At 63.7% G+C, this 24,712-nt stretch carries 24 protein-coding genes; 13 read left to right on the forward strand and 11 right to left on the reverse strand.

The features are described from left to right. Window positions 1-7 precede the first annotated feature (7 nt). Window positions 8-1,138 (forward strand): NAD(P)/FAD-dependent oxidoreductase, encoded by a 1,131-nt coding sequence (locus DKK67_RS07170; RefSeq protein WP_111495705.1) that lies wholly within the window; start codon window positions 8-10, stop codon window positions 1,136-1,138. Here the strand turns inward: DKK67_RS07170 and DKK67_RS07175 are convergent. Next, window positions 1,116-1,727: a ComF family protein gene (locus DKK67_RS07175; protein WP_162628774.1), complete on the reverse strand. Its 612-nt coding sequence runs from the start codon at window positions 1,725-1,727 to the stop codon at window positions 1,116-1,118. The two genes, DKK67_RS07170 and DKK67_RS07175, sit on opposite strands and share 23 nt — an antisense overlap. Window positions 1,728-1,945: 218 nt before the next feature. Here DKK67_RS07175 and bioB point away from each other — a divergent pair, with 218 nt between their 5' ends. From bioB to DKK67_RS07220, 9 genes are all read left to right on the forward strand, one after another. Next, window positions 1,946-3,007, forward strand: a complete 1,062-nt coding sequence (gene bioB, locus DKK67_RS07180; protein WP_111495707.1) for a biotin synthase BioB — start codon at window positions 1,946-1,948, stop codon at window positions 3,005-3,007. Between the two features lie 7 nt (window positions 3,008-3,014). Beyond that, window positions 3,015-4,184: an 8-amino-7-oxononanoate synthase gene (bioF, locus tag DKK67_RS07185; protein WP_111496799.1), complete on the forward strand. Its 1,170-nt coding sequence runs from the start codon at window positions 3,015-3,017 to the stop codon at window positions 4,182-4,184. Beyond that, the gene (locus DKK67_RS07190) at window positions 4,181-4,912 is read left to right on the forward strand and encodes an alpha/beta fold hydrolase (RefSeq protein ID WP_162628775.1); all 732 of its coding nucleotides are present in this window, start codon (window positions 4,181-4,183) and stop codon (window positions 4,910-4,912) included. The genes bioF and DKK67_RS07190 overlap by 4 nt, the downstream gene beginning before the upstream one ends. Further along, entirely contained in the window at window positions 4,893-5,726 is an 834-nt protein-coding gene (bioC, locus tag DKK67_RS07195) for a malonyl-ACP O-methyltransferase BioC (RefSeq protein ID WP_228160531.1), read from the forward strand. Before DKK67_RS07190 ends, bioC begins: the two co-directional genes overlap by 20 nt. Window positions 5,727-5,747: 21 nt before the next feature. After that, the gene (gene bioD / locus DKK67_RS07200) at window positions 5,748-6,440 is read left to right on the forward strand and encodes a dethiobiotin synthase (protein ID WP_111495709.1); all 693 of its coding nucleotides are present in this window, start codon (window positions 5,748-5,750) and stop codon (window positions 6,438-6,440) included. Window positions 6,441-6,488: 48 nt separating this feature from the next. Then, window positions 6,489-6,737 carry a flagellar basal body rod C-terminal domain-containing protein gene (locus DKK67_RS07205; RefSeq protein ID WP_111496801.1) on the forward strand — a complete coding sequence of 83 codons (249 nt, stop codon included), beginning with the start codon at window positions 6,489-6,491 and terminating at the stop codon, window positions 6,735-6,737. 26 nt (window positions 6,738-6,763) lie between these two features. After that, complete coding sequence (locus DKK67_RS07210; RefSeq protein WP_204355746.1) at window positions 6,764-7,465, forward strand: putative metalloprotease CJM1_0395 family protein; 702 nt, start codon at window positions 6,764-6,766, stop codon at window positions 7,463-7,465. Between the two features lie 253 nt (window positions 7,466-7,718). Continuing rightward, the gene (locus DKK67_RS07215) at window positions 7,719-9,518 is read left to right on the forward strand and encodes an acyl-CoA dehydrogenase C-terminal domain-containing protein (RefSeq protein ID WP_111496803.1); all 1,800 of its coding nucleotides are present in this window, start codon (window positions 7,719-7,721) and stop codon (window positions 9,516-9,518) included. 173 nt (window positions 9,519-9,691) lie between these two features. After that, a complete protein-coding gene (locus DKK67_RS07220; RefSeq protein WP_111495710.1) occupies window positions 9,692-11,482 on the forward strand; it encodes an acyl-CoA dehydrogenase C-terminal domain-containing protein in 1,791 nt (596 codons plus the stop codon). 110 nt (window positions 11,483-11,592) lie between these two features. On the opposite strand, the gene DKK67_RS07225 is transcribed toward DKK67_RS07220, so the two are convergent. The 4 genes from DKK67_RS07225 to leuS all read right to left on the reverse strand — a co-directional run bounded on the left by DKK67_RS07225 (window position 11,593) and on the right by leuS (window position 16,177). Next, window positions 11,593-11,859: a hypothetical protein gene (locus DKK67_RS07225; RefSeq protein ID WP_111495711.1), complete on the reverse strand. Its 267-nt coding sequence runs from the start codon at window positions 11,857-11,859 to the stop codon at window positions 11,593-11,595. A 104-nt stretch (window positions 11,860-11,963) separates the two neighbouring features. After that, window positions 11,964-12,971 (reverse strand): DNA polymerase III subunit delta, encoded by a 1,008-nt coding sequence (holA, locus tag DKK67_RS07230; protein ID WP_111495712.1) that lies wholly within the window; start codon window positions 12,969-12,971, stop codon window positions 11,964-11,966. Continuing rightward, the gene (locus DKK67_RS07235; RefSeq protein ID WP_111495713.1) at window positions 12,968-13,558 is read right to left on the reverse strand and encodes an LPS-assembly lipoprotein LptE; all 591 of its coding nucleotides are present in this window, start codon (window positions 13,556-13,558) and stop codon (window positions 12,968-12,970) included. Before DKK67_RS07235 ends, holA begins: the two co-directional genes overlap by 4 nt. A gap of 36 nt (window positions 13,559-13,594) precedes the next feature. Continuing rightward, window positions 13,595-16,177 carry a leucine--tRNA ligase gene (gene leuS, locus DKK67_RS07240; protein WP_111495714.1) on the reverse strand — a complete coding sequence of 861 codons (2,583 nt, stop codon included), beginning with the start codon at window positions 16,175-16,177 and terminating at the stop codon, window positions 13,595-13,597. A gap of 259 nt (window positions 16,178-16,436) precedes the next feature. On the opposite strand from leuS, the gene DKK67_RS07245 reads away from it, so the two are divergent. Continuing rightward, the gene (locus DKK67_RS07245; RefSeq protein WP_111495715.1) at window positions 16,437-17,009 is read left to right on the forward strand and encodes a zinc ribbon-containing protein; all 573 of its coding nucleotides are present in this window, start codon (window positions 16,437-16,439) and stop codon (window positions 17,007-17,009) included. A gap of 27 nt (window positions 17,010-17,036) precedes the next feature. Here the strand turns inward: DKK67_RS07245 and lnt are convergent, their stop codons facing one another. The 5 genes from lnt to miaB form a co-directional block, all read right to left on the reverse strand. Then, complete coding sequence (gene lnt / locus DKK67_RS07250) at window positions 17,037-18,575, reverse strand: apolipoprotein N-acyltransferase (RefSeq protein ID WP_111495716.1); 1,539 nt, start codon at window positions 18,573-18,575, stop codon at window positions 17,037-17,039. Then, a complete protein-coding gene (locus DKK67_RS07255) occupies window positions 18,565-19,410 on the reverse strand; it encodes an HlyC/CorC family transporter (RefSeq protein WP_111495717.1) in 846 nt (281 codons plus the stop codon). Before DKK67_RS07255 ends, lnt begins: the two co-directional genes overlap by 11 nt. Further along, window positions 19,407-19,880, reverse strand: coding sequence for an rRNA maturation RNase YbeY (gene ybeY / locus DKK67_RS07260; protein ID WP_111495718.1), 474 nt, complete (start codon window positions 19,878-19,880; stop codon window positions 19,407-19,409). The genes DKK67_RS07255 and ybeY overlap by 4 nt, the downstream gene beginning before the upstream one ends. After that, window positions 19,877-20,869: a PhoH family protein gene (locus tag DKK67_RS07265; protein ID WP_111496804.1), complete on the reverse strand. Its 993-nt coding sequence runs from the start codon at window positions 20,867-20,869 to the stop codon at window positions 19,877-19,879. The genes ybeY and DKK67_RS07265 overlap by 4 nt, the downstream gene beginning before the upstream one ends. 65 nt (window positions 20,870-20,934) lie before the next feature. Beyond that, the gene (miaB, locus tag DKK67_RS07270; protein ID WP_111495719.1) at window positions 20,935-22,275 is read right to left on the reverse strand and encodes a tRNA (N6-isopentenyl adenosine(37)-C2)-methylthiotransferase MiaB; all 1,341 of its coding nucleotides are present in this window, start codon (window positions 22,273-22,275) and stop codon (window positions 20,935-20,937) included. Window positions 22,276-22,480: 205 nt separating this feature from the next. On the opposite strand from miaB, the gene DKK67_RS07275 reads away from it, so the two are divergent. Together DKK67_RS07275 and trmH are read left to right on the forward strand one after the other, a co-directional pair. Then, window positions 22,481-22,810, forward strand: coding sequence for a DUF1820 family protein (locus DKK67_RS07275; RefSeq protein WP_111495720.1), 330 nt, complete (start codon window positions 22,481-22,483; stop codon window positions 22,808-22,810). A 17-nt stretch (window positions 22,811-22,827) separates the two neighbouring features. Then, a complete protein-coding gene (gene trmH / locus DKK67_RS07280) occupies window positions 22,828-23,568 on the forward strand; it encodes a tRNA (guanosine(18)-2'-O)-methyltransferase TrmH (protein WP_111495721.1) in 741 nt (246 codons plus the stop codon). Window positions 23,569-23,571: 3 nt separating this feature from the next. On the opposite strand, the gene DKK67_RS07285 is transcribed toward trmH, so the two are convergent. After that, complete coding sequence (locus DKK67_RS07285) at window positions 23,572-24,597, reverse strand: nucleoid-associated protein (protein WP_111495722.1); 1,026 nt, start codon at window positions 24,595-24,597, stop codon at window positions 23,572-23,574. Window positions 24,598-24,712: the final 115 nt, after the last annotated feature.

Here is a 24,712-nt window from a genome sequence, read left to right on the forward strand (position 1 = left end):
TGGAACAATGACAGAAGACGTCTTTTCGGTTGATGCCGTCGTGATCGGTGCCGGGGTGATCGGCCTGGCCTGCGCACGGGAGTTGGCACAGGCGGGGCAGGAGGTGGTGCTGCTCGAAGCCGGTCCGCACTGGGGGGAAGGCACGTCCTCGCGCAACAGCGAGGTGATTCACGCCGGTCTGTACTATCCGCCGCAATCGCTCAAGGCCGCTACCTGCATCGCCGGTAAGCAGGCGTTGTACGACTATTGCGCGTCCCGCCGGATCCCGCATCGCCGTACCGGCAAGTGGATCATTGCCACCGCGCCGGAGCAGGAGGCGGCGCTGGAGGCCATCGTCCGGCGGGCGCAGGCGTGCGATGTGCCCCTGGAAACCGCTGATAGCGGGCAGGTTCACAGCGCCCTGCCGGACGTGCGGGCAAGCGCCGGACTGTTCTCGCCTACCACGGGTATCGTCGACAGCCATCAGTTGATGCTGGCGCTGCTGGCGGATTTTGAAGCGGCCGGTGGCATGCTGGTGTGCCGGGCACCGGTCGAGTCGGTGACGTCTGATCGCGATTGCGGTCCTCATCGGGTGGCGGTGTGTGGCGAATCGCCCACGATACTGTCCGCACCGCGCGTGGTGAACGCCGCCGGGCTGGACGCGATTGATCTCCTGGCGCGCTGGTCCGGGTATCCGGAGGCGGTGAGCCCGGCCCAGTACTACGCCCGGGGCGTCTATTTCAGCTACAGCGGGCGTCACCCGTTCGATACGCTGGTCTACCCGGTGCCGGAGCCGGGCGGGCTGGGGGTGCACCTGACGCTGGATCTGGCTGGTCAGGCCCGTTTTGGTCCGGACGTCGAATGGATCGGTTCGGTGGATTATGGGGTGGATCCGGCCCGTGCGTCGGCTTTCGTCCGCTCGATTCAGGGCTGGTGGCCGGGCCTTGAACCGGAACGGTTGCAACCGGCCTACGCGGGCATTCGCCCCAAACTGGGGCCGGCTGACTCGGGTTTTCACGATTTCCTGATCCAGGACGAAAGCACCCACGGGTTATCCGGTGTGGTCCACCTGCTGGGGATCGAATCGCCGGGGCTGACTGCCAGCCTGGCCCTGGCTCGCCGCGTGGGTGAGCGTCTTAACGTGTCGCCAGCGGGGTGACCGGCGTCCGCGCCAGGGCCCAGACCTCAACCGTCTCCACGCCGGCGCGTTTCAGGATGCGGGCAATCTCCTCGATGGTGGCGCCGGTGGTCACCACGTCGTCCACCACGGCGACATGCGCGGGCAGGCTGCCCTGAACCCGGAAGGCGCCGCGCAGGTTGCGTTGGCGCTGCCGCCGTGACAGAGCGGATTGCGGGTTGGCTTGCCGGGTGCGGGTCAGGCTGTTCCTGCGAACCGGAATCGTCAGCCGATCCGAAAGCCAGAGGGCAATTTCCTCCGCCTGATTAAAACCCCGCTGGCGTTGCCGCTCGGCATGCATGGGAACGGGGAGCAGACAGTCTGGATAGCAGGTGCCGGTATTGGCCAGCTGCTCGGCCAGCATTTCCGCGAGCGGCCTTCCGTATACACGTTCCCCCCGATACTTGAAACGGCCGATCAGGCGGTTCACCGGGAACGCGTACAGCCAGGGCGTGCGGACCCGATCGAAGGCCGGAGGGTTGGCCAGGCAGCGCCCGCAACGTTGGGCTCCGGCTTGGCACGTTGCCGTATCCATGGGCAGTGCGCACTGCACGCAGGCGGTTGTGTTCACATCGAGGTCGGCCGTGCAGCCGCAACACAGACCGGGCCCGCTAGTGGGACTCAGGCAGGTGGGGCAGGGATGTTTCGAGGTCCATGCGCCGTTAACCTTTCGTCCAAGTCTGGTTGACAGCTCCCGCAGTGTCCTTATCATGTGCTCAATCCTTGAACAGAAGAAGCGCCGGAGCCGAGTTCCGGCCGCTGACCAAGAACCATACAGGACTTTCCCACATGACCGCATCCGCCATCCGCCACGACTGGACGCTGGCCGAAATCCGCCACTTGCTCGACCTGCCTTTCAACGATCTCGTCTTCAAGGCGCAAAGCGTGCACCGGGAGCATTTCGATCCCAACGAGGTCCAGGTAAGCACCCTGTTGTCGATCAAGACCGGTGCCTGTCCGGAAGACTGCAAGTACTGCCCGCAAAGCGGCCACTACAACACCGGCCTGGAAAAGGAAAAGCTGCTGGAAATCGAGAAGGTGGTGGCCGAAGCCAAGGCGGCGCGGGAAAAAGGGGCGTCGCGTTTCTGCATGGGCGCTGCGTGGCGCAGTCCGTCCAAAAAAGACATGCCTTACGTGCTGGACATGGTGCGCCAGGTCAAGTCCTTGGGCCTGGAAACCTGCATGACCCTGGGCATGCTCAACGAGTCCGAGGCCGGTGAGCTGGCCGACGCGGGGCTGGACTACTACAACCACAACCTCGATACCTCCGAGAAGTACTACAACCACATCATCACCACCCGGACCTATCAGGACCGACTGGTGACCCTGGACAACGTGCGCAAAGCCGGCATGAAGGTCTGTTGCGGCGGCATCATGGGCATGGGCGAGGACGAAGACGACCGTGCCGGGCTGATCCTGCAGCTGGCCAACCTGCCGCAGCATCCGGAGAGCGTGCCCATCAACATGCTGGTCAAGGTTGCCGGTACGCCGCTGGAAGACGTGGAGGATCTGGATCCGTTCGAGTTCGTGCGCACCATCGCGGTGGCGCGGATCGTGATGCCCAAGTCCCACGTGCGCCTGTCCGCCGGTCGCGAGAACATGAACGACCAGATGCAGGCCCTGTGCTTCCTGGCTGGCGCGAATTCCATTTTCTACGGCGAAAAACTGCTGACCACCAACAATCCGGAAGCGGATCACGATCGCCTGCTGTTCAAGCGCCTGGGCATCCGTCCCGAACAGCGCAGCGAGGCCCACACCGACGAGGAACGCGAAGCGGGCCTGATCGACGAGATGGAAAAGGAACGCAACCGGCATCTGTTCTACGATGCCGCCGAACGCCAGTCTGCCTGAGGTCGTCGTGCGGGACTTTCGCGCTGAACTGGAACAACGCCGCCAGGATGGCCTCTATCGCACCCGTCGAGTGGTGGACACGCCACAACAGCCGGACATGGTGGTTGACGGGCAGGGCATGCTGTCGTTCTGCAGCAACGACTATCTGGGGCTGGCCAACCATCCAGAGGCGGTTGCAGCCGCCCGTAACGCCCTGGGCGACACCGGGCTGGGCGGTGGCGCCTCGCACCTGATCTGTGGCCACCACCGTGCCCACCATGAGCTGGAAACGGCGTTGGCGCGCTTTGCCGGCTACGAAGAGGCGATGTTCTTCTCCACCGGCTACATGGCCAATATGGGTGTGATCAGCGCCCTGGCCGGCCGTGGTGATACGATCTTTTCCGACCGTCTGAACCACGCGTCGCTGATCGACGGCTGTATTCTGAGCCGCGCCCGGGTCCGGCGTTACCCGCATTCCGACGTGTCGGCGCTGGCGGCCATGCTGGTGGAGACCGACGGCCACAAGCTGGTGGTGACCGACGGGGTGTTCAGTATGGACGGCGACGTGGCGCCCCTGCCGGAGCTAGTCGCGCTGTGCCGCGAGCACGACGCCCTGCTGGTGGTGGACGACGCCCACGGTTTCGGCTGCCTGGGGCCTCAGGGGCGCGGCAGCGTGGCGCATTTCGGGTTGAGCCCTGAGGATGTGCCGGTCGTTATCGGCACGCTTGGCAAGGGCGTCGGAACCAGTGGCGCGTTTGTGGCATCGTCCGCGCTGATGGTCGACTACCTGGTCCAGAAAGCCCGCACCTACATCTACACGACGGCCATGCCGCCGGCCGTCGCCCGTGCCACCTCCACCAGCCTGCGTCTGGTGGAGCAGGGCGACGACCGACGTGCTCATCTGGGCCGCCTGGTGGCCCGTTTTCGCCGGGAAGCCCGCGCCATGGGCTACACCCTGATGCCGTCCGAAACCCCCATCCAACCCATCCTGCTGGGTGACGCCTGGTCCGCCATGGCGCTGAGCCGTGAACTGGAAGCGCGGGGCATCTGGGTCACGGCCATCCGTCCGCCGACGGTGCCGGAAGGTGAATGCCGCCTGCGCGTCACCTTCAGCGCCGCCCATACCGAGGCTCATCTGGATCGCCTGTTGGGGGCCTTGTCCGACTGCCGTCAACTGCTGTCCGGTTCGGCCGCATGAGGTCCGGAACACGTCCGCTGATGTTGATCAGCGGCTGGGGCGCCCCCGTGTCCATGATCGAGCCCTGGGTGGATGGCAGCACCTACGATGTCACGTCCGTCAGCCTGGATACCTCATCCGTGGGCCCATCCGCGAACGTGGATGAACTGGCCGATCGTTTAATGGAGGGTCGTGATGATCGTCCGTTACTGGTGGGCTGGTCCCTGGGCGGCCTGGTCGCCATGGCGATGGCCCGGCGGGCCCCCGATCGTATTCGCGGTGTGATCACCGTGGCTTCGACCCCCTGTTTCGTGGCCCGTGACGATTGGCCGACCGCCATGCCGCCGGATACCTTCGATCGTTTTCGGCAGGGCCTGGCGCAGAACGCGTCCAGGCAGTGGCGTCGCTTCCTGGGGTTGATGGTCCATGGTCTGGCGGACGACAAAGCCGCTCGTCAGTCGCTTCGACCCTGGCTCGACGCGGGGCCCCAGACCGACGACGTCACGCTGGGGCAGACCCTGGAATGGCTGGCGGACACCGACCAGCGTGACGACTGGGCGAACCCGGCGGTGTCTACCCGGCATCTGTTCGGTGAGCGGGACGCTCTGGTGCCGCCGGCCTGTGCGTCGGCCTTCGGCGGCAACGGAGGGCAGGTGATCCGCAGTATGGCGCATTGGCCGACCGGGCCGGCGTTGTCGCAGGTGGTCCAGGAAATCGAGGAGTTCGATCATGAACATGCCCGTCAGTGATCCGATGGTTAGCCCCTCCGGGTCTGCACTGCGCGGCCGGAAGAGCGTCATCGCCCGGGATTTTGGTGACGCGGCCGCGAGCTATGACCAGGCGGCCCGGTTGCAGAGGGCGATGGGGCAGGCACTGATCGATCGGCTGCCGCCCGACGCCGTCGGGTGTGGCCGGGTGCTGGACCTGGGATGCGGTACCGGGTATTTCCTGCCCGTCCTACAGGCGCATCTGCACCCGCAGCGGCTGACCGGTATTGATCTGTCGCCGGGGATGCTCGAGTACGCCCGGCGCCACCGCAGCGTCGAGGCTGACTGGCTGCTGGCGGATGCCGAATCCGTCCCGCTGCCGGACGCCAGCCAGGACGTCGTTTTCTCCAACCTCATGATTCAGTGGTGTGCCGACCCGGAGCCGGTGTTGCGCGAATGTCGCCGGCTGTTGCGGCCGGGCGGCTGGCTGCTGTGTTCGACACTGCTCGACGGCACCCTGGCGGAGCTGGCCCATGCCTGGGAAACCGTCGATCCGGGGCAGCCCCATGTGAACGATTTCGAGTCGGCGACGGACCTCCGATCGAAGCTCGCGGCCGTCTTCCCCCATGGCGAGCTGCACCAGCGCACGCTGCGCCTGGACTACGCCCATCCCGCCGACCTGCTGCGTGAACTCAAGGCCCTGGGGGCGCACCACAAGGCGCCGGGACGCCGCACGTCGATGACGGGGGCGACCCGCATCCGGCAACTCTACCAACACTACCCCCGGGCATCGGACGGGACCGCGCCAGCCAGCTACGAGGCTGGGTTTCTGGTGGCTCGTCGCGGCCGGGATTGATTGAAAGGAACCCGTCAGACCATGGCAAAGCACTCTTTCTTCGTGACCGGCACGGACACCGGCGTCGGCAAAACGCTGGTGTCGGCGACCCTGCTGCACGCAGCCGCACAGGCCGGACTCCGGACGCTCGCGATGAAGCCCATCGCATCGGGCTGCGAGACCACGCCGGATGGCCTGCGCAACGAGGACGCCCTGGCGCTGCAGGCGGCGATGACCGAATCCCTGCCGTACGACCAGGTGAACCCCATCGCCCTGGAGCCCGCCATTGCGCCCCACATCGCCGCCCAGCAGGCGGGGCGGCAGTTGACCGCGCAACGCCTGGTCGGCCTTTGTCGGGGCCTGCAAATGCGTCCGGCCGACCTGATGCTGATCGAAGGGGCGGGTGGTTGGCGTGTCCCGCTCAACGATCGTGAAACCTATGCCCGGGTGCCGCAGGAGCTGGGTGTGCCGGTTATTCTGGTGGTCCCGCTGCAATTGGGGTGTATTAACCACGCGCTGCTGAGTGTGGAGGCCATTCACCGCGACGGACTCAAGGTCGCGGGCTGGGTGGCCAACCGGATCTCACCGGAGCCCATGTCCATGGAGCCCGAGAATCTGGACTACCTGAAAAGCCACATGCCGGCACCGCTTCTCGGGGAGCTGCCATGGCAGGAAGAGCCCGATGCCCGGGCCCTGGCGAAATGTATACATTTGCAAAACCTGATTGAAATCTGACCAGTGTTTTGCTTGAATGCTGGCATGGTCTAAACCGTGGTAGCCATGATGATCAACAACAGTTTTGCAATCGGTATACAGGGCATTCAGGACGGCATGATGGGCGTGGATACCTCCGCGCGCAAAATTGCCCGTGCCGGTACCGACGGCCCCCAAGGCACCAACGCCGAAGCCAGCAACAGCCTGGCGGAGCCGATCGTCGATATGCAGCTGTATGCCCGGAGTGTCGAAGCATCAGCCCAGGTCGTGAAGACTGCGGATGAAACCGTAGGGACCCTCCTCGACGTCATGGCCTGACCCGCACTGCCAGAGGAGCTGCTGCGGTGTCCATTGCACTCAGTGCCAATCCAGCATTCCCGGTCGGTGCGGCGTCGCCCCAGACGCCCGCCGCCGCAGCACGCGGTCCTGAGTCCTCGCGCGACCCTGACTCGTCAGCTTCTTCCGATTCATCGCCATCCCGGCGGGATGCGGCTCCCCGTGGCGAGCAGGCGCAGGCCCGCAACGGACAGCGCCTGGATGAAGCCGAACTCGCCGAACTGAAAGATCTCAAGGCCCGTGATCGCGAAGTGAGGGCCCATGAGGCTGCCCACCAGTCCGTTGGCGGCCAGCATGCCGGCGCGGCCAGCTTCACCTATTCTCGAGGCCCTGACGGCGTGAACTACGCCGTCGGCGGTGAAGTGCCCATCGACACCGCGCCGGTCCCCAACAACCCCCAGGCCACCATCGACAAGATGCGCACGGTGCGCGCGGCGGCCCTGGCACCGGCTGAACCCTCCTCACAGGATCGCCAGGTTGCGGCCGAGGCCATGCAAACCCTGATGCAGGCCCGGGCGGAGTTGTCGGCCAAATCGTCCGATTCCGAGCAGGATGCGGCCTCGTCTGACAGCGCGTCGGAGTCGGAAGGCAACGCGCGCCAGCAACGCGAAGCCGATACGGCGTACCGTTCGGTCGCCCGTCTGGACGACGCTCGCGAAGCCGCCGACGGCGAATCGCCCCAGTCCCCGGCCTTCCTGGCCTCCGCCTGATTTCCCGCACCTCGCGCTGCAACCCCGGATAACCGCGTTGTCTCCCACCGAGGGCCTCTTTTATGACGTTGCCCGGCTCATTCGGTTCGCCACAAATTGCGTAACTAAGTCTTGACACATCCGCTGCTGCAAACGTATGTTTCAAACAACTGTTTAATTGATGGGTAATGCCAGTGTCATTGCCCGCGAGTAAAACCAGGCTGGTGATCCGTCGCATCGCTGGCGGACACGACTGATAACCGAGGTGGAACCCATGCCCGAGTACAAAGCGCCCCTGCGTGACATTAAATTTGTGATGTCCGAGCTTCTGGACAGCGAACAACATTACGCCAACCTGGAAGGTGCTGAAGACGCGACTCCGGATATGGTCGACGCGATTATCCAGGAAGGCTCCAAGTTCTGTGAGCAGGTTCTGTCGCCGCTGAACCAGGTGGGTGATCAGGAAGGCTGTACCTGGAGCGAAGACGGCGTGAAGACGCCGACCGGCTTCAAGGAAGCCTACCAGCAGTATGTGGAAGGCGGCTGGCCCTCCATGACCGCGGATCCCAACTACGGCGGCCAGGGTCTGCCGAGCTCCATCGGCATCGTCATGAGCGAGATGGTCGGTACGTCCAACTGGTCCTGGGGCATGTACCCGGGCCTGAGCCACGGCGCCATCAACACCATTGAGCAGCATGGCTCCGATGAGCAGAAAGACGTCTACCTGACCAAGCTGACCAGCGGTGAATGGACCGGCACCATGTGCCTGACCGAGCCGCACTGTGGTTCTGACCTGGGCATCCTTCGTTCCAAGGCCGAGCCGAATGCCGACGGTTCCTACAACATTACCGGCACCAAGATCTTTATCTCGGCCGGCGAACACGACATGGCCGAGAACATCGTCCACATCGTGCTGGCCCGCCTGCCGGGCGCGCCGGAAGGCACCAAGGGCATCTCCCTGTTCATCGTGCCCAAGTTCCTGCCCAGCGAAGACGGCTCCGTGGGCGAGCGCAACGCGGTGTCCTGTGGCTCCCTGGAGCACAAGATGGGCATCCACGGCAACGCCACCTGCGTGATGAACTTCGACGGCGCCCAGGGTTGGTTGATTGGTCCGGAAAACAAGGGCCTGAACTGCATGTTCACCTTCATGAACACCGCCCGCATCGGTACCGCCATCCAGGGGCTGGGTGCTGCCGAGCTGGGCTTCCAGGGCTCGCTGGCCTACGCCAAAGAGCGTCTGGCGATGCGTTCGCTGAACGGTGCCAAGAACCCGGACGGCCCGGCGGATCCGATCATCGTCCACCCGGACGTGCGTCGCATGCTGCTGACCCAGAAGTCCGTCGCGGAAGCGGCCCGTGCCCTGATCTACCTGGCGGCGCAGCAGGCTGACATCGTGCACCAGGGCAAGACCGAGGAAGAGCGTAAGGCCGCCGACGCCATGCTGGGCTTCCTGACGCCGATCGCCAAGGCCTTCCTGACCGAGATTGGCTATGAGTCCGCTAACCTGGGTATGCAGGTCTTCGGCGGTCACGGTTTCATCTCCGAGTGGGGCATGGAACAGAACGTCCGCGACGCGCGGATCGGTATGATCTACGAGGGCACCACCGGCATCCAGGCGCTTGACCTGTTGGGTCGTAAAGTGCTGATGTCTCAGGGCGAGTCGCTGAAAGGCTTCACCAAGCAGGTTCACGTCTTCTGCAAGGAAAACGCCGACAACGAACAGCTCAAGGAGTTCGTCGAACCGCTGCAGGCGCTCAACAAGGAGTGGGGCGACCTGACCATGAAGGTCGGTATGACCGCCATGAAGAACCGTGACGAAGTCGGAGCGGCCTCGGTCGACTACCTGATGTACTCCGGTTACGCGGTCTTCGCTTACCTGTGGGCGCGCATGGCCAAGGTGGCTCTGGACGCAATGGCGGAGGGCACCAGCGAGGAAGCCTTCTACACCGCCAAGGTGCAGACCGCACGCTTCTACTTCAAGCGCCTGCTGCCGCGCACCAAAGGCCACGCCGAAGCCATGCTGGCCGGCGCTGACAGCCTGATGGATATGCCGGAAGACAACTTCGCGTTCTAAAGGACGCCGGCGACTGAGGCATGGAAAGCCCGCTCTCCCGGGGAGGCGGGCTTTCTGCGTCCAGGTGGTCCAGTGGACGTGACTCCAACGAAGAACAACGAGGGGTCGGGGTTAACAGGCCCGGCCCCGACAACATAAGATCAGAATACGCTCGCACAGAGAGGAATTCATCGATGGCAGATTATCAGGCGCCGTTGCGCGATATCCGTTTTGTCTTGAATGAAGTGTTCGACGCGCCGTCCCTGTGGGCGTCGATGCCCCGCCTGGCGGAGAACGTGGATGCCGACACCGCCGACGCCATCCTGGAAGAGGCCGGCAAGATTGCCGGCGGTGTCCTGGCGCCGCTTAACCGGGAAGCCGACGAGCAGGGGTGTCAGTGGCAGGACGGCGAGGTCACTACGCCGGAAGGGTTCCGTGAAGCCTACCAGACGCTGCTCGAAGGGGGCTGGATCGGCCTGGGCGGCAACCCGGAGTTCGGCGGCATGGGAATGCCCAAGACCCTGGTCGCCCAGTACGAGGAAATGACCCAGGGTGCCAACATGGCGTTCGGCCTCGCCCCGATGCTGACCGCCGGGGCCTGCCTGGCGCTGGACGCCCACGGCAGCCAGGAGTTGAAAGAAAAATACCTGCCGAACATGTACTCCGGTGTCTGGTCCGGCGCCATGGACCTGACCGAACCCCACGCCGGCACCGATCTGGGCATCATCCGCACCAAGGCGGAGCCCAACGACGACGGTTCCTACAACGTCACCGGCACCAAGATCTTCATCACTTGGGGCGAGCACGACATGGCGGAGAACATCGTCCACCTCGTGCTGGCCAAGCTGCCGGACGCCCCCAAAGGCCCGAAAGGCATTTCCCTGTTCCTGGTACCCAAGTTCCTGGTCAACGAGGACGGGTCGCTGGGTGACCGCAACTCTCTGGCGTGCGGTTCCCTCGAGAAGAAAATGGGCATCAAGGCCTCCGCCACCTGCGTGATGAACTTCGACGGCGCCAGGGGCTGGCTCGTGGGTGAGCCCAACAAGGGCCTGGCGGCCATGTTCACCATGATGAACTATGAGCGCCTGGGCGTGGGCATCCAGGGTCTGGGCGCCATGGAAGCATCCCTGCAGAGCGCCCGGGAATACGCCCTGGAGCGCCTGCAGAGTCGTGCACCGACCGGCAAGCAGGCCCCCGAGAAGGCGGCCGATCCGATCATCGTTCATCCGGACGTGCGCCGGATGCTGCTGACCATGAAAGGCTTCGTCGAGGGCGGTCGTGCCTTCTCCACCTACGTGGCGCAGTGGCTGGACATGGCCAAGTACAGCGACGACGACGCCGACCGGGCGAAAGCCGACGCCATGGTGGCGCTGCTGACGCCGGTGGCCAAGGCTTTCCTGACCGACCGGGGCCTGGATGCCTGTGTGACCGGCCAGCAGGTATTCGGTGGCCACGGCTACATCCGCGAATGGGGGCAGGAGCAACTGGTCCGCGACGTGCGTATCACCCAGATCTACGAAGGGGCGAACGGCATCCAGGCCCTGGACCTGATGGGGCGTAAGATCGTCGCCAACGAGGGCCGCTTCTTCGAGCTGTTTGCCGAGGACGTGGCCGCGTTTATCGAGGCCAATCAGGGCGATGCCGCGCTGGCGCCTTACCTGGAGCCGCTGGCGGCCTCGCTGGAGCGCCTGGCTGACGTGACCGAAGCCGTGATCGAGGCTGCCGTCGATGATCCCAACGAAGTCGGGGCGGCATCGGTCGAGTACCTGGATCTGTTCGGGCTGACCGCGCTGGCCTACATGTGGGTGCGTATCGTCAAGGCGGCGGCGCCGAAGGCCGAAGGCGACACCTCCGGCTTCTACACCGGCAAGCTCAAGACGGCACGCTTCTACTTCGAGCGGTTGCTGCCCAGGACGGTTTCCCTGGCAGAGGGTATCCGCAGTGGCAGCGAGGCGATGATGGATCTCACGGCCGACGAGTTCTGATGAGTTCTCTCTTGTCCGCGGGATGAACGAGCCGCCTGGAAACAGGCGGCTTTTTTGTGGCTGTCGATTCGCTGGCAGGCGAGAGCCGGGAAGACCCGTCTTGCTCCGGACTAGCTCTTCAGCCGGTCGCGGATGCGCTGATAGCCCTGCTTCAGATCTTCGCCCACGTCATGGGCGGTCCGGTAGGCTTCCTCGCCGGCATCGGATGCATCGTGCAGGATGTCGTCCATTTTCTGACGGAAGCGCTCCCAGTATTGCTCCATGTCGTCCCACTCGTCGCGGACATCCTGGCGTGCCAGGTGGAGCTGAAGCTTCAGTTCGTCGCGCTGCTGCTTGACGGATTCCGAGAGTTTGTGGAGGTCGTCTTTCCAGCTCATGGCGATGGGTCTCCTGTCGAGGTGATCTCGCTTAGAAGAACGATGCGCCCGAATTCGGGAAGCTGTCAACCGGAGATTGTCGCGGGCGGAGACAGGTGCCCGGCTCAGCGCCGGGCTGCCAGCTCGTTGGTGAGGGTGCGCAGGTGGTGCCAGGGTGGCAGGTCGCCGTAGCCCTTGGCGCTGCGGTCGATGTCGCTGCAGCGTACCAGGGCAGCGCGGATCTGCGGCGGTCGCAAGCGGCGTGCCGCCTGTTCCAGTTGTCGTATGCGCTGGGGCTGGCGAATGTTGTTGGAGCGGAAGAAGTCCTTGGCGGTATCGCCTCGCTGCAGCGCCTGCTGCAGGCGGCCGGTCATGCGCAGGTCGCGGCTGAGGATGGCCAGCAGGCCCAGTGGGCTGTCCTCTTCCTGCTGCAGGATGCCGATAATGCGCTGAGCCTGCTCCGCCTTGCCCATCAGGATGTCGCCGACCAGTTCGAACACGTTGAAGCGTGCGCTGTCGAGCACCACCTGGTTGACGATCTCCTCGTCAACGGTCTTGTCCGGCGCCAGCAGAGCCAGGCGATCGAGTTCCTGGCTGGCGGCCAGCAGGTTACCTTCCAGACGCTCACCCAGCTCTTCCAGGGCGCCCTGCGTCAGCTTGAGGCCGCGCGTCTTGGCGCGCTGCTGCAGCCAGCCCGGGAACTTGTCGGGATCGATGCCCCAGATGGGCACGTGAACGCCCTTGTCCTGTAGCTGCTTGTACCACTTACGCCGGGTTTCGGCAGCGTCCAGGCGTGCGCTGATCAGGATCAGGATGATGTCATCCGGCGGCGAGGCCAGGGTCTGTTCCAGCACCTTGCGGCCGTCGCCCAGCTTGCCGGTGGGCAGGTGGATTTCGATGCGCCGCTTTTCGGCGAACAGGGACAGCGCGTTCAGCTCCTCGCCCACCTGGTTCCAGTCCAGGTTGCGATCGGCGTGGAAAATCTGCCGGTCGTTGAAACCGGCTTCCCGCGCCTTGGCCCGAATGCTGTCGCAGGATTCCTGGACCAGCAGCGGCTCGTCGCCGGACACCAGGTAGACCGGTGCCAGCCCGCGGGACAGCACCTGGTCCAGCTGTGCCGGCGTCGTCTTCATGGTGTCTCCGGAGCCGCTTTTTCGGCCTCGGACTGGGCTTCCCGGTACTCGGCGCGGATGGCTTCCAGACGCTCCGGCGTCAACGGCGCCATGCGGAACAGGACCTGTTGCGCGAGGCGCTGGTAGAGCGTGTTGCGGATCTCGTCTTCCTCACGACGCTTGGCCAGGACGTTGGTGTCGTCGTAGCTGTAGAACTCGCTGGTGCGCACTTCCGCATTGGCGACCACGGGCACCGCATCGTCACTGACCACGTTGACACGCAGGCTTTGGCGCAGATCGTACTCCGCCGCAGAGGCATCCAATTGGATGGCGCTGGCCCGACGGGTCTCGGAGAAGCGCCCCAACTGCAACTGGTAGGCGGCGTTCTCCGGTTCCGCCGTCTGGATATCACCCTGGTCCAGCTGCGTTTTCACCGCTTCGCAGAGCTCGAACGGTACGCTGTTGTCGCAGGCGACGCTCAACGGCTGGAGCGCGCTGGACACGGGCGGTGCCCCGCGCAGCTGAAAGCCGCAGCCGCCGAGCAGTACGCTCAGCGACAACAGCAGGGCGGCCCTGGCGGCGGTCCGGTAATGAGGTTTCAATGCCATGACGTCTCCCGGCCTGGCGGTGAATCAGGGGTTCGATCAGTTGGCGACGATGTTGACCAGCTTGCCGGGCACGACGATGACCTTGCGGACCGTCTTGCCTTCGGTGAAGCGCAGGACGTTCTCGTCTTCCAGCGCCAGCTTTTCGACCTCGTCCTTGGCGATGTCAGCGGGCACGTCCACCTTGGCGCGCACCTTGCCGTTGACCTGCAGCACCATCTGGATGCTGGAGCGGACCATAGCGGACTTGTCGGCTTCCGGCCAGCGGGCATCGACCACCGCTTCCTCGTGGCCCAGCTTTTCCCACAGCGTGTGGCAAACGTGGGGCACGATCGGAGACAGCAGCAGGACGGCGGTTTCCAGGGCTTCCTGGACCACGGCCCGGTCGGCCTCGGTCTGCGCGTCCAGCTTGCCCACCTCGTTGAGCATTTCCATGACCGCCGCGATGGCGGTATTGAAAGTGAGGCGGCGGCTGACGTCATCGCTGACCTTGGCGATGGTTTCGTGGGTCTTGCGTCGCACGTCGCGCTGGGCGTCGTTCAGGTTGTCGGCGTCCACGGCCGGTGCATTGCCGCTGGCTACGTGCTCGCTGACCATCCGCCAGAGGCGCTTGATGAAGCGATGGGCGCCTTCCACGCCGCTGTCGGACCACTCCAGGGACTGTTCCGGCGGTGCGGCGAACATCATGAACAGGCGCACGGTGTCCGCGCCGAACTCGTCGATGATGGCCTGTGGGTCGATGCCATTGTTCTTGGACTTGGACATCTTGGACATGCCGCCGGATTCCACCGACTCGCCGTCGCTCTTGAGGCGGGCGGTGACCACCTGGCCTTTATCGTCCCGTTCGATTTCGACATCGGCCGGAGAGATCCACTCCTTGCCGCCGTTGGCGTCGTCGCGGAAGTAGGTCTCAGCCAGTACCATGCCCTGGCACAGCAGGCGCTTGAACGGCTCATCGCTGTTCACCAGGCCCACGTCACGCAACAGCTTATGGAAGAAACGGGCGTAGAGCAGGTGCAGGATGGCGTGCTCGATGCCGCCGATGTACTGGTCCACGGGCAGCCAGTAGTTGGCGGCGTCCGGATTCAGCATGCCCTCCTCGTAGTTGGGGCAGGCGAAGCGGGCGTAGTACCAGGAGGACTCCATGAAGGTGTCGAAGGTGTCGGTTTCCAGCGTGGCCGGCTGGCCGTTGTAGACCGTTTTGGCCCATTCCGGGTCTGCCTTGATGGGCGATTTTACGCCGTCCATTTCCACGTCTTCGGGCAGCCGTACGGGCAGTTGGTCCTCGGGTACCGGCATCTCGGTGCCGTCTTCCAGGGTCATCATGGGAATCGGCGCGCCCCAGTACCGCTGACGGGAAACGCCCCAGTCGCGCAGACGATAGTTGACCTGACGCTCACCGATGCCGGACTGTTCGAGGTAGTCGGCGATTTCCTCGAAGGCTTCCTCGCTGGTCAGACCGTTGTACTTGCCGGAGTTGACCAGAAAACCCTTGTCCGTGAAGGCGGCTTCCTGAATATCGATATCCCGGTCTTTGGCGGAGATGACCTGGCGGATCGGCAGGCGGTATTTGACGGCGAATTCGTGGTCGCGCTCGTCGTGGCCGGGCACCGCCATCAGGGCGCCGGTGCCGTATTCCATGAGCACGAAGTTGGCAACGTAGACCGGGATCTGTTCCTGGGTCAGCGGGTTGGTCGCCTTGAAGCCGGTGTCGATGCCGCGCTTCTCCATGGTCGCCATTTCCGCTTCGGCGACCTTGCTGGTGCGGCAGCTCTCCACGAATTCGGCGACTTCGCGGTTGCGCTCGGCGGCGGCCAGGGCCAGCGGGTGCTCGGCGGCCACCGCCATGTAGGTGGCGCCCATCAGGGTGTCCGGGCGGGTGGTGTAGACGCGCAGACCGCCCTCACGCTCGTGCAGCGGGAAGGTCAGCTCGACCCCGGTGGACTTGCCGATCCAGTTGCGCTGCATGGTGCGCACCTGCTCCGGCCACTCGTCCATCTGGTCCAGGTCGCTGAGCAGTTCCTCGGCGTAATCGGTAATCTTGATGAACCACTGGGGAATCTTCTTCTGCTCGACGACGGCGCCGGAGCGCCAGCCGCGGCCGTCCACCACCTGCTCGTTGGCGAGCACGGTCTGGTCCACGGGGTCCCAGTTAACGGTGGCCATTTTTTTGTAGACCAGGCCCTTTTCGTAGAGCTTGGTGAAGAACCATTGCTCCCACTTGTAATAGTCCGGTGAGCAGGTGGCCAGTTCACGCTTCCAGTCGTAGCCAAAGCCCAGCTGACGCAACTGGTCTTTCATGTATTCGATGTTGGCGTAGGTCCACTTGGCGGGAGCGGTCCTGTTCTTGACCGCGGCATTCTCGGCGGGCAGGCCGAACGCGTCCCAGCCCATGGGCTGCATGACGTTCTTGCCCTGCATGCGCTGGTAGCGGCTGATCACGTCGCCGATGGTGTAGTTGCGAACGTGCCCCATGTGCAGCTTGCCGCTGGGGTAGGGGAACATGGACAGGCAGTAGTACTTGGGTTTTCCGGGCTCTTCCTTCACCGAAAAGGTGTCGTTGGTTTCCCAGAACTGTTGGGCCTTTTTCTCGATGTCCTGCGGGCGATATTGCTCGTCCATTCCTGCCATTACTGAGGTTACCCTGTTGTCGATTGGCGTGGCGGTCCGGCATCGAACCGGCACACCCTCAATTCACGTTCGTGACGCCTGTGGATTGGCATCACCGGGAGATGGCGCATTTTAACGCACACGGGGCTTTACAGGTAGCCTGTCCCGCGACGCGGTGGTGAGCGGGGCCATCGGCACGCGGGGCCAGACTGTGCCAAACTGCAATCAGGCAGTATGTTGATGTCAGGCGGTCCACGCGAGGAGGTCGTCCATGAACGAGAAACAGAAGCCGGAATTCACCGGCCAGGCGCTGAAAGTCTACAACCGGATGCTGGAACGGGTTGTTGCGCGGCTCAATCAGGTCGAGCGCAAGAGCTGGGACACCCTGCGTGAAAGCGTGGACGAGGCGGTCGAGTTCGAAAACGAACTGGAGGAGATGACCCGCGAAGAGGTCGACCTGCTGGCCGCCTACGTCAAGCGGGACGTTGGGCACCTGATGCATTTCGTGGAAGAGACCGGGGAGGGCGTCGGCGAGTGGCTGCGGCTGGATCTGGCGCTTATCGAGCGCCAGTTGCTCGACTTGTTGTTTTCGGTGGCGGACAGGACGCGCCTGGACACCCTGGAACTGGACCACAAGCTGCACCACGATCCCGGCCAGTACATCTCGGGTGAAATCGCGACGGCCGGCGTGCTGCGCTGCGTGGCCTGCGGGCACATGGTGTGCCTGGTGGAAACCAGCCACATCCAGCCCTGTGACGCCTGCAACTCCCATTACTTCGAGCGAGTCACCGCCCGCTGGCCGCACGAGCCGGAAGTCAGCGGTGAGGCGGCGGGGCCGGAATAGGCCCGCCGTCCCGCATCCCGAACCGATCTACCCGGCGTGGGTCTGTCGACTTGGCTGGGCCAGTCGCCGCGGCCGGGCAAACACGATCAGGATCAGCGCCAGGGTCAGCGCCGGCCAGGAGCCGGCTGCCATGTAGGGTGTCTTGCCGGTCACGGTATAGACTTCGCCCCGCATGACGGTCTTTTCGAACTGGGGAATTCGCTCCGTAATCTGGCCCTGGTCGTCGATAATCGCGGTCACGCCGTTGTTGGTGCCGCGCAGCAGGAAACGGCCGGTTTCCAGAGCCCGCATGCGGGCGATCTGCAGGTGCTGCAGCGGCCCGATGGAGTGCCCGAACCAGCCGTCGTTGCTGATGGTGATCAACAGATCGGTGTTCCAGGCGTTGCGGGCCACGAAATCCGGGTAGGCGATCTCGTAGCAGATGAACGGCATCACCTTGTGGCTGCCAGCGGTCAGCGGGGCCTGATCGGACGGCCCCGGCGAAAAGCTGGACATGGGCAGATTGAAAAAGCCAATCAGTCCGCGCAGATACTGCTGCAGAGGCACGTACTCGCCGAAGGGCACCAGCTTCTGCTTGTAGTACATGCCCGTGCCGTTACCGATCGCCATGATGCTGTTGCGGAAGGTGTAATCCTCCAGCGCATCGCTGAAACCGTACCAGGGAATGCCGGTGATCAGCGTGCTGTCCGGGCCGAGCTTGCCGGCGATGTTTTCGATCAGCGGTCCGGCCTGGTCCTGGGTGACGGGGATGGCGGTTTCCGGCCACAGAATCAGGTCCTGGTTCCAGTCCCCGGCGGTCAGGCCCAGGTAGGTTTCGATTTGCTGTTTCAGGAACTCCGGGTCCCACTTGATCAATTGCGGCACATTGCCCTGGACGGCCGTGATGCTCATGGGCTCGGCGTCCCGCTTAGTCCAGTGGACGGATTGGAGCAGCGGGCCGGCGAACCAGGGCAGTACCGCCAGAAGCGTGAGGGCCGCGGCGCCTGCCCGGCTCTGGCGGCGGAACAGCATGACGCCGCCGTAGAGTGCAGTGGCGGACGCGACCAGCAACAGGGTAACGCCGTGAACGCCGGTGATCGGCGCAAACCCGGCCAGCGGTCCATCCACCTGCGCGGTGCCCAGGTAGAGCCAGGGGAAGCCGGTAAGCAGCCAGGAACGCACCCAGTCACCGATGATCCAGACACCGGGGAACAGGATCAGGCGATGCAGAGCCCGCTCGCCGGCGAGTTTGCCCCAGCCCCAGAGGGTGAGGGCCGGAAACAGCGCCAGTCCGGCGGCAAAGATCGCGGTCATGACCGCGGCCAGCGGCGCCGAAGTGTTGCCGTACTCGCTGATAGAGATGTACACCCAGGACGCGCCGCTGCCGAACAGGCCCAGCCCGAACAACCAGCCGTAGAAAAACAGCCGGGCCGACGGGCGGGGCATGACGATCGCGAGCAGCAGCAGGACCGATACCGGACCCAGCCAGGTGAAGCCGAACGGGGAGAAGGTCAGGGTTTGCAGAACCCCGGCCAGGACCAGGGCGGAACCGCGCAGGAGTCGGGTCTGTTTGCTGTCAGGACTCACGGCGGCGGACCTGAATCAGTCGAATAACACGATTGTCCGCATTCAGGATGGTAACCAGGAAACCGCCAAACTCGACTTCCTCGCCGCGACGCGGCAGATGCCCGAACTCCTTCAGCACGACCCCTCCGATGGTGTCGAATTCCTCTTCGTCCAGCTCGCAGTCGAAGAATTCGTTGAAATCCTCGACCGGCGTCATCGCCTTGACCGCGTAGCTGCCGTCGGCGCGTCCCTTGATGTGGGTTTCCTCATCGAAGTCGTGTTCGTCCTCGATCTCGCCGACGATCTGCTCCAGAACGTCCTCAATGGTGATCAGGCCGGCGGTACCGCCGTACTCGTCCACCACGATGGCCATGTGGTTGCGGGTTTCCTTGAATTCCTTGAGCAGCTGGTTGAGCCGCTTGCTCTCCGGAACGAACGTGGGCGGGCGCAGGATTTCCTTGATCTTGTTCCAGTTGAGCTCGTTGTTGAGCGCCAGGGGAAGCAGGTCCTTGGCCAGCAGAACGCCAATGACGTCGTCCTGGTTGTCGCCGATCACGGGAAAGCGGCTGTGGGCCGACTCCATGATGTCGTTGAGGAAGGTTTTCGGTTCGGAACTCGCCTTGACGGTGACCATTTGCGAGCGCGGAATCATGATTTCGTCGACGCGCATGTCGGTGACCTGCATGGCGCCCTCGATGATGCTCATGGCATCGGCGTCGATGATGTTCTCGGATTCAGCGCTGCGCAGGAGTTCCAGGATGTCGTTGACTGATTCCGGCTCGTTGGAGAAAGCCTGGGAAATGCGTTCCAGCCAGGACTTGCCGCCCTGACTGCGACTCGAGTGATCGTCGCTCATGAGTCTTGGTCCGTGTCCTCTGCAAGATAGGGGTTGCTGAAGCCCAGCTCCGCAAGTAGGCGGATTTCAAGGGTTTCCATGATTTCAGCATCCCGGTCATCGATATGATCATACCCCTGAAGGTGGAGCATGCCATGAATCACCATGTGTGCCCAGTGGGCCGACAGGGTTTTGCCCTGCTCGTGCGCTTCCCGGGCGACCACCGGCGCGCAGATCACCAGATCCCCGGCCAGTGGGAGCGTTATGCCTTCCGGTTGTTCGAAGGGAAAGGACAGGACGTTGGTGGGGCGGTCTTTCTGCCGGTACTGGCCGTTCAGGGCCGCGCTCTCGTCCTCGTCGACGATCCTCAGGGTGACTTCGGAGTGCTCGTCACCCTGCCAGCCCTTTGCGGCCCAGGTCGCCAGGTTGTCGTCGTCCGGCAGCCCGGCAGCAGCCGAGGCGTGCTGGATATCCACCGCCAGGTCGGTCACGGCTGGTTGGCCCCGCTCGAGATGTCTTCGTCGTGATCGTCATAGGCCTCGACGATGCGCTGTACCAGCGGATGGCGCACCACGTCCCGGGCGTCGAAACGGGTAAAGCCGATACCGGCCACCTCACGCAGCACATTGGCGGCGTGCACCAGACCGGAATGCTGCCCGCGGGGCAGGTCGACCTGTGTGGTATCGCCGGTGATCACGGCGGTGGAACCGAAGCCGATCCGGGTCAGGAACATCTTCATCTGCTCGCGGGTGGTGTTCTGGCTTTCGTCGAGAATGATGAAGGCATTATTCAGGGTTCGCCCGCGCATGAAAGCCAGCGGCGCGATCTCGATCACGCTCTTCTCGATCAGTTTGGTGACCTGTTCGAAGCCGAGCATCTCGTAGAGTGCGTCGTACAGCGGGCGCAGGTAAGGGTCCACCTTTTGCGCCAGGTCGCCGGGCAGGAAACCCAGCTTTTCGCCGGCCTCGACAGCCGGGCGGACCAGCAGGATGCGTTTGACCTGTTCATCCTTCAGTGCCTCCACCGCGCAGGCCACCGCCAGCCAGGTCTTCCCGGTACCGGCCGGGCCGATGCCGAAGTTGACGTCGTGGGTGCGGATGTTGTGCACGTACTTCTGCTGGTTCGTGCCGCGCGGCCTGGCCTGCAGCTTGGGCGTCTTGATGATGATCTGGCTGCCGTCAAAGGGCTGGTCGTCGGGCAGGCGCTCAAAACCGGATTCGCGGATGTAGAGATGCACCATGTCCGGCGAGATGTCGTCCAGGGCCTGGGTTTCCCGGTACAGATGGCGCAGGACTTCGGCGGCGGCATTGGCGTGTTCGGCTTCGCCGTCCACACGGAAATGGTGGCCGCGGTAGCCGATCCGCACGCTCATGCGTTTCTCGATGTGCTTGAGGTGTTCGTCAAACTGGCCGCACAGGGCGGCCAGCCGGCGGGGATCGGCGGGCGTCAGGTCAAACTGTTTGGCTTCGTGGCTGTTCAAGCAGTCCTCACGGAAAATCAGTGGATGACCGCGCCCCGGGACCGGAACGCGGAACAATCAAACGATCAGTGGAGCCGGTCGTCGATCGGCATACCCCTCAATGAATTGGGGAGTGCTTCGACGATTTCAACGTCAATGAAGTTCCCCACCACATCGGGATTGTCGGTGCGGAAATTGACGATGCGATTGTTCTCGGTGCGCCCGGCGTATTCGCCCGGGTCTTTCTTGGACAGCCCTGTGACCAGGATGCGCTGGGTGGAACCCACCATCCGGCGGCTGATCTCGTGAGCCTGCTGGTTGATACGCTGCTGCAGGATGCTCAGGCGCTGTTTCTTGACGTCCATCGGCGTCTCGTCCGGCAGGTCCGACGCCGGGGTGCCCGGACGCGGGCTGTAGACGAAGCTGAAGGAGACGTCGAAGCCGATGTCGTTGATCAGCTTCATGGTGGCCTCGAAATCCCGTTCGGTTTCGCCTGGAAAGCCGATGATGAAGTCCGACGAGAAGCTGATGTCCGGACGGATCTTGCGCAGACGACGCAGCTTGGATTTGTACTCCAGCGCTGTGTGGCCGCGCTTCATCGCCGCCAGGATGCGGTCGGAGCCGCTCTGGACCGGCAGGTGCAGGTGGCTGACCAGCTCCGGCACCTGCTCGTAGACGTCGATCAGGGCGTCGGAGAATTCCACCGGGTGCGACGTGGTGAAGCGGATCCGGTCGATGCCGTCGATGGTGGCAATCATGGTGATCAGCTCGGCCAGGTCGACGGTGTCGCCGTCGTGGGTTTCGCCCTGGTAGGCGTTGACGTTCTGGCCCAGCAGGTTGACCTCGCGTACGCCCTGGTTGGCCAGGTGCGCCACTTCGGCGATCACGTCGTCCAGCGGGCGGCTGACTTCCTCGCCGCGGGTGTAGGGCACCACACAGAAGGTGCAGTACTTGCTGCAGCCCTCCATGATGGAGACGAACGCCGACGCGCCTTCGGCTCCCGGGGACGGCAGGTTGTCGAACTTCTCGATCTCCGGGAAGCTGACGTCGACCACGCCCACGCCGCCGTGACGGGATTCCTGGATCAGGTCCGGCAGCCGGTGCAGGGTCTGCGGGCCGAACACCATGTCCACGTAGGGCGCGCGGTCGATGATGGCCTGGCCTTCCTGGCTGGCGACACAGCCGCCGACGCCAATGACCAGTTCCGGCTTGCGCGATTTGAGCTGCTTCCAGCGACCGAGCTGGTGAAAGACCTTCTCCTGCGCTTTTTCGCGGATGGAGCAGGTGTTCAGCAGCAGAATGTCTGCGTCTTCCGGGGAGTCTGTCATTTCAACGTCTTCGCCGGCTTTCAGCAGGTCGGCCATGCGCGATGAATCGTATTCGTTCATCTGGCAGCCATGGGTCTTGATAAACAGCTTTTTGGTCATGGAACTCAGTGGGTCGTTGGTCAGTGAATCGTTGGATAAAGGGTAACGGGCTATTATAACGGCCTGATCAATCCGCAACCAGAGGCTGACTGCCCTTGTTGCCCGGTCGTGCTACCATACGCGGCCTTGTTTTTCGTGTCCCTCTCGCCGGTGGAGCTTGTTTCCGGGCCGGGGAGTGGGCTGGACGTTCGCTGGAGTTGCCGGAATGGTTGCCAAGAAGTGTTACAAGATCATTTTCTACAATCAGGACGATGTTTTCGAAATCTACGCCGGGCATGTCTATCCCAGCGAAATGTTCGGCTTCCTGGAGGTTGAGGCGCTGACCTTCGGCGAACGCAGCCAGGTGTTGGTGGACCCGTCCCAGGAAAAGCTGCGCGGCGAGTTCGAAGGGGTGCAGCGCACCTACATCCCGATGAATGCGATCGTCCGCATCGATGAAATGGAACCGAACGAGGCGGAGCGTCCCATGGGGCGCGTTAAAAGCCCGGTGACGCCGTTCCCCGGTAATCCCGGCCAGAACCGCAACAAGGACTGAGATCCACGGGAACGCCTATGACGCCGGAAAGACTCGCTCGCATCAAGCAGACCCTGGATCGCCGTCAGCCGGATCTGCACGTGCTGACCGACCAGATCCACAAACCCCGCAACATTTCCGCGATCATCCGCACCTGCGACGCCTTCGCCGTGGCCAATATGCACGCGGTCTGGCCGAAGGAAGGTTATCGCGCCTTCCGCAAGACCGCCGGCGGCAGTCATAACTGGGTCACCACCCACACCCATCCGGACATGCATGGCGCCATCGATGAATTGCGCGGCCAGGGCCGTCGGATCTACGCCGCGCAGTTTTCGGAGCGGGCGGTGGACTACCGCGATGTGGATTACACCGGGCCCTGCGCCATCGTGCTGGGCAACGAACTTGACGGTGTTTCGGCGGAAGCGGCGGACCGCGCCGACGAGCACATTATTGTGCCCATGATGGGCATGGTGGAATCGCTCAACGTGTCGTCCGCCTGCGCCATCATCCTGGCGGAGGCCCAGCGTCAGCGCACCGCAGCGGGGTTGTTCGACCGCCGCCGGTTGTCGGATGCGGAGTACGAGCGTCTGCTGTTCCGCTGGTGCCAGCCCCAGATCACCCGCTACTGCGATGACCGCAACCTGCCGTATCCGCCGTTCGATGTGGCAACCGGTGAGCTGATCGACGGCGTAAGCTGGATGAACGACGTGCGCGAAGTGCGTCGCAACCGCGAGCGGGCCCGCCCTGAAGATTTCGTCGAGCCCGCTCGCGAAGACTGATCGTCAACCCTGCTCGGTTTTGCTCTCCAGGTAGCGCTGCAGCTGCTCGCGCAGCGCCTTGGGCAGGCGTGTGATGGTCAGGGCGTCCTGGTCCTTGTCGTAGTACACCGCCTGGTTCATCAGGTCGGATGAGAACGACAGGCTCATGCCGCCGCCGGAGCCGGCAATCCGCACCAGTTTCTTGACCTTGCGATGATCCGGGTGCAGCACGCCGTTTTCGGGCAGTTCCTCTTTTTCCGAGGCGAACTGGCGAAAACGGTCCGGCTGGTCCTCGTCCAGATAGCCGGACAGCGCCTCGATCGCCACCGGTTCGCCCAGGGCGTGCTGTTCCTTGCAGAACTCGTAGGCCCGGGCGCGCACCTGGCCGGCCTTTTCCGGTTCCTCGGTCTGCGAGGCGAAAGCCTCCACCGCGTTGAGGAAGGTCAGGGTTTCTTTCTCCACGTCCACCTGGTTGGTAAATCCGCACAGGCGAATGAAAAGCTCGCCGGGTTCGCCGGTACCGCGGGCGTGAACCAGGGTCAGGCAGTTTTCGCTGGGCTGGTCGCCGAGCCAGTCGTCCACTTCGAGACGCAGTGCCAGATTCAGGCGGGACAGGCTCAGTACGTCCATGGCGTCGAGTTTCTGCTCGTGATCCAGGCGCAGGGCGCTGTCGCTTTCCAGGGCGAACAGGTAGATGACTTCGCCGTCGGCCAGCGCTTCGTGTACCAGCATCAGGTGGCCGATGTACTCTTCCTGGCAGCCGGTGAGAAGCTCCTGCCATTGGCCGTACAGCTTGTCGGTCAGGGTTTCGAAGGTCTGCTTGCCTTCCAGGTAATCCCGGAACCAGGCGCTGGCCGGGCTCTCGCCGATGTCGTCGGAAAAGCGTCCGTACTTCTTGCCGGGTTTGGCGTTGAACAGGCGCTTGAGCTGCTTGTGGAGTCCTTCGTAGTCGCCGCCGGGTTCCGGCAGGGTCGGGCCTGGGCGGACCTGGGCTTCGTGTCCCGGTTGCATCTGGCTGGCAAAAGTAACGCGCAGCTGTTTGATGGCCATGATTGTCCTCTTCTAGAAACAAACCGCTAAAAAGCAAACGGCCACAACCCGCGCGAACGGGTTATGGCCGTGTTTGCCATTATGGCGGATATTGCCATAAATGTGCGGGGGAGCT

It is taken from the genome of Marinobacter bohaiensis (assembly GCF_003258515.1).
GTDB lineage: Bacteria > Pseudomonadota > Gammaproteobacteria > Pseudomonadales > Oleiphilaceae > Marinobacter_A > Marinobacter_A bohaiensis.